The sequence below is a fragment of the Leptospira ainazelensis genome (assembly GCF_016918785.1).
GTDB lineage: Bacteria > Spirochaetota > Leptospiria > Leptospirales > Leptospiraceae > Leptospira > Leptospira ainazelensis.
Genome location: NZ_JAFFPT010000057.1, coordinates 1 through 3,497 on the forward strand (window position 1 = coordinate 1; position 3,497 = coordinate 3,497).

The window sequence follows — 3,497 nt, forward strand, 5'->3', positions numbered from 1 at the left end:
CGCTCGAACCTCGTGCCAACCGCGTCGCGCACATGCGCTTGCGGACGCAACGTCGAGAAGCCTCTTTCGTTAGCCGAAATGCTCAACTTAAATATTGAAGCCATAAGGATTTACAAAAAGCATTTCTACAAAAAAATTACCCGATGAGGAAAAATGAACTGATGTCCCGAATAATTATTTCTACCATGGTTGGTTTGATCTTATTTTTACAGTGCAAAGAGGTAGCCAATGAAAACGTAACTTGTTCTGTTGGGGCGGTTACTTCAGATGAAGATTTAAACGGCCTCAATGTAAGGGAAAGCATTAATGGTAAGGTGATTGATGCACTACCGAAAGATACAATGCTTGGAGTAGTGGGGTATAAAAATGGATGGTTTAAAATAGAAGATGCATCTTACTCTTACGAAGAGAAATTTGATGGTTTAGCGATTAAATGGAAACATAATACTGGATCTACTTGGGTTGAGAGAAAATATTTTAATAAAGAGGCTTGGGTAAACGCAAAGCACTTAAAAACATACTTGAATACTCGGGCAGATTTAATATACCAAGAGCCAGATTCTAATTCACCTGTTCTAACTCACTTTAAAGATCAAGATAGTATTATGTACCCAGTTCAATTGCTTGAGTGTAAAAATGACTGGGTAAAAATTGATTATAAAGGAAATAAAGGTTGGGTCAATTCAGGGACATGCCCAAACCCGCACACAACATGTTCTTAAATTCGCACTTCGGCTAACTTCGGCTTCTCACTTCGTTCGCGACTCACGGTTCCCGCTCGCGCTCACTCCGGGCTAAAGCCACATTGCTTTGTCACTTCGGTTCGCGAGCGGCGCTAAGGCGCCTCGAACCTCGTGCCAACCGCGTCGCGCACAGGCGCTCGCGGACGCAACGTCGAGAAGCCTCTTTCGTTATGCGTAATGCATTAAAAATTAAAGGGAATTAATGAAAACAAAGCATCGTTATAATTTTGGAAGAATTAATATTATCGCGAATGTTACCGATAAGAATTCTTTTTATGAAAAAGGTCTAAATAGCAAATCTAAAATCGATAATGGAAATAATTCCTACGGTTTTTTCGATATTAGAAAATTCATTCACGAAGATTTTGGAACTATTTTTGAAGGATATTTAGTAAAATACTTAAAGAGTTCTCATTCTGAAAAAGCGAATACAATTACTTCGGAATTGGAAGAGATAGAAATTCAGAATGAAGTTATAGAAAAATCAAGATTTTTTATAAAAGTCAATACTTCGATCATTATCTATCATTTAGCGGGGGGACAAGATTCTAATAAAAATTTTTGCCAATCTTTTTCAAAACTTTTCGAACAAAATTATGAAAATCTTCTGACAAGTTTGACAATAGACACTATATCTAACGAGGAGAAATTAAATGAAAATATATCCAACTTTAGCTCCATACATAGAGTGGAGATAACTTTAAGGCCTTCCAACCCATCTTTTAGGAACAGGTGGAAAAAGGTAGATGAAAGACTAAAGGACTTGAAAGTCAAAGAATATAAAGAAGTCTATGAAACAAAGCCAGGTTATGAAGGAATTTCAATACCCGAAGTTGATGACATTAGAGACAAAATAACAATGGCCTTGGATGGATATGGAGTGGCGTCTGTAAATGGCGAAAAAAATGGGGAGGCTGTCACGGTAAGTACTATTGACAATCCGATAACGTCAGAATCAGGAAACTCTGATGTTGTCGGTGAAGAGGTTTTAGACGAAATGAAAAAAGTAATAAATAAAGTCGATGATAGGCTACAACATGAAGATAAGTGATATTATATTTTCATGGGATACTTATATTGCATTGTTGATTACTGCAAGTTCAATATTCGTTTTGCCCAAAGAAATAAATCCAAATCAATTAAAAGATATATTCTATATTGCAATAACAGCGTCTTCTATAATATTTTCTGTCTTTTTTGGAGGCTTAGCTACAATTATATCAACAAGTGATAATAAATTTGTAGCTTTCATAGAGAAAGATAATATCTTCACTGAACTAATAATTAACTTTACGTTTTCATTGTTTGCTATATTTTTTACCCTGCTACTGTCAACTATTGGGTATGTTTCTAGTACGTTGGAAATACCGCTAATATCTAATGTATGGATAAATTCAAAGAATTTTAATTATATATTTCTAATATTATATACATTTATTTTTACCTATAGTATATTTGCTTCACTTTTATCCGTTTTATATTCGATCGAATATTTCAAAAAAAGGATTGAGTTTTACAAAAAAACAGAAAATGATTAAGTTAATGCACTACGCATAACTTCGGCTTCTCACTCCGTTCGCGACTCACGGTTCCCGCTCGCGCTCACTCCGGGCTAAAGCCACATTGCTTTGTCACTTCGGTTCGCAAGCCGGCGCTAAGGCGCCTCGAACCTCGTGCCAACCGCGTCGCGCACAAGCGCTTGCGGACGCAACGTCGAGAAGCCTCTTTCGTTAGGCGAAAGAGCTAAATAGATACTTAAAAGGACAACAAAAGAATGAAAAAGCAAATAATCGTTTCTTTGTTGCTTTTTAGCACGCTCATTCAATCTGAAGAAAAGCCAACTGATCAAAGTAGAAAATACTTTTATTTAGATTCATCAGATTTTATGAAATTATATAAGGAACCTTCTTTGAGATCAAAGATAGAGTTTTATGCACCTGAAGGCTTTGTATTAGAAGTAGTGGATCAAACTAAATCACCTACGAAATCTCAAATTAAAAAAAAATGGGTCAAGGTTCGAGTTAATAATAATTTCTATTACGCTCATTCGCCTAAATTAGTAGAAGTGAAGGAAGTTCCAAAAAATTTTGAATTTGAAAATCGAACTTCATTATCCACAAAAGCATTTCTTGATGGTACAACGACTTTTGAGGAATTAGTTGGAGCAAAATTACCGGAACCTTACAATCCATCTCGCGATAAAAGATATCAAGCTGGAGATTTTAAATATAATGAGTTCCGTATAGTTTCGTATTATGTAAATGGCAGATTTTCATTAATACAAATATCACCAACTGGCAATATTAACGCTTGTGATAAGTATCTAAGTTCGGACTGCTATAATTTTATCTTAGAAGATGGAGAAATTGTAGAAACCGATATGCATGATATTTCATTCGGAAATGTGGTGAATCTAACTAAAAAATCTGCTTATTTTAATGTTTATGGCGGAGAAGGGGATGAGTGTAGCAGTCGAATGGAGAATAAGGATATTTTAATTTTGTTAAAGACGATGGAAATATTTTCGAAAGACACAGTCTCTTTTAGTGGTTGTGATAATAAAGTGAAAAAAACGATTTCTAATTATGGGAATGTTAAAGTTTATAAATTGCTAAGTAAAACGGAAATCCGGAAAATATTCCGAGATTAAGCTCCTTCGTCTAACTTCGGCTTCTCGCTCCGTTCGCGACTCACGGTTCCCGCTCGCGCTCACTCCGGGCTAAAGCCACATTGCTTTGTCACTTCGGTTCGCGA

Annotated in this window: 3 protein-coding genes; all 3 read left to right on the forward strand. The window is 35.9% G+C overall.

Features of this window, described 5'->3' with window-relative positions:
• Window positions 1-161: 161 nt before the first annotated feature.
• The 3 genes from JWG44_RS13385 (at window position 162) to JWG44_RS13395 (ending at window position 3,393) form a co-directional block, all read left to right on the forward strand.
• The gene (locus JWG44_RS13385; protein WP_205275463.1) at window positions 162-722 is read left to right on the forward strand and encodes an SH3 domain-containing protein; all 561 of its coding nucleotides are present in this window, start codon (window positions 162-164) and stop codon (window positions 720-722) included.
• Window positions 723-945: 223 nt separating this feature from the next.
• Window positions 946-1,794 (forward strand): DUF5454 family protein, encoded by an 849-nt coding sequence (locus JWG44_RS13390; protein WP_205275464.1) that lies wholly within the window; start codon window positions 946-948, stop codon window positions 1,792-1,794.
• Window positions 1,795-2,517: 723 nt separating this feature from the next.
• Window positions 2,518-3,393 carry a hypothetical protein gene (locus JWG44_RS13395; RefSeq protein ID WP_205275465.1) on the forward strand — a complete coding sequence of 292 codons (876 nt, stop codon included), beginning with the start codon at window positions 2,518-2,520 and terminating at the stop codon, window positions 3,391-3,393.
• Window positions 3,394-3,497: the final 104 nt, after the last annotated feature.

Excerpts from the sequence above, each read along its gene's own strand:
- JWG44_RS13385 (WP_205275463.1), top strand. The coding sequence starts at position 162 with ATGTCCCGAATAATTATTTCTACCATGGTTGGTTTGATCTTATTTTTA.
- JWG44_RS13390 (WP_205275464.1), top strand. The coding sequence starts at position 946 with ATGAAAACAAAGCATCGTTATAATTTTGGAAGAATTAATATTATCGCG.
- JWG44_RS13395 (WP_205275465.1), top strand. The coding sequence starts at position 2,518 with ATGAAAAAGCAAATAATCGTTTCTTTGTTGCTTTTTAGCACGCTCATT.